General features: G+C 55.5%; 2 protein-coding genes. Both read right to left on the reverse strand.

Annotated features, from left to right (window positions below; all coding sequences use genetic code 11):
* Window positions 1–209: 209 nt before the first annotated feature.
* Window positions 210–668 (reverse strand): DUF2004 domain-containing protein, encoded by a 459-nt coding sequence (locus tag P0645_RS19230; protein WP_284166168.1) that lies wholly within the window; start codon window positions 666–668, stop codon window positions 210–212.
* 19 nt (window positions 669–687) lie between these two features.
* The coding region (locus tag P0645_RS19235; RefSeq protein WP_284166169.1) for a hypothetical protein at window positions 688–1057 on the reverse strand (370 nt) is incomplete at its 5' end.

Below are 1057 nucleotides of genomic sequence, written 5' to 3' on the forward strand. Positions count from 1 at the left end.
GCCTGCATCAGCGCGCCGACCATCTCGTCGAGCGCCGAGCCGCAGCCGCAGGACGGCACGATCGCCTCGACCGCGCATTCGGCCGCGGTCCCTGCGGTCCGGCTGTGCTCGTCCGATACGGTCAGCGAGTATCATCGATTAGGCCGATACCGTGGATACTTTCGTCATGATCGTGGCTCGTCGGCATATGTCGCCGACACCCCGGCCCCTCAACTTTCCAAGGCACAGTCTTGCAGGGCACCATCTTGGGAAAACCTGAAGCAAACGACATATTCCGTTTCAATTCGCGAAAACTTATAGTCCAAGACGAGCTCAAGCCCTTCGTCTTCGCGGAAAACATCCATAGACTTCAGTTGAATCAGCTCCCAGAAACTTTCCGCCCGCAGCGAATCTGGAGTTTCAAACGCGAATGCATTTAGATCTCCGTCGCCTACCTTAACTACGCGATGCAAATAAGGGTGTATATCACTCTGGAAGTTTTTGTAAAACGCTTCGCTGCACTTTCTCTCCCATGCCTCTGGATTCCGAAGGAAATCTGCCGCGGCATCAAGGTCGCTCCACTTTGCGTTCCATAACTCCACAGTTATCTTTCGCCCGTCTGGGAGTGTGTGCCGTGTTGTCCATACGTCAGTTTCCGTTTCTACCGTACCGAAAAAATCATGCTCCATTTTAACACTACCTCCCGAGCTACTGCCGCAACTTCCGGCCGGGGCTGTTTTTGACGTTAATTAGATCAGGGCCGCCAATTCCGCCAAGGTCGCAAATTAGCTGATCTTCCATCACAAACGCTTCGCGAGTGGAGGTCGCGGGCCAGAAGAAGCTCAACACGACCGGAGAACCTTCCGCCTTGGATTTCGCTCTTTTGCTCTTTTTACAACGCGATTTTGGCCCCTTTCCAGCGTACCATTTGCCGTTGGCGAGCTTGAAGAGGTAAGCGCCGGAAGATGCATTATGCCCCCACGCCTCCAGCTCTCCGGCGAAGTAGGTGTGCGCGCCCGCGACCTCGAGATTGTGCACCAGCGTCGGCCGGTCGTCCAGCTCCCGCGAGACGACCGTG

The sequence above is a fragment of the Frigidibacter sp. SD6-1 genome (assembly GCF_030143255.1).
GTDB lineage: Bacteria > Pseudomonadota > Alphaproteobacteria > Rhodobacterales > Rhodobacteraceae > TMP-24.

Excerpts from the sequence above, each read along its gene's own strand:
- P0645_RS19230 (WP_284166168.1), bottom strand. The coding sequence starts at position 668 with ATGGAGCATGATTTTTTCGGTACGGTAGAAACGGAAACTGACGTATGG.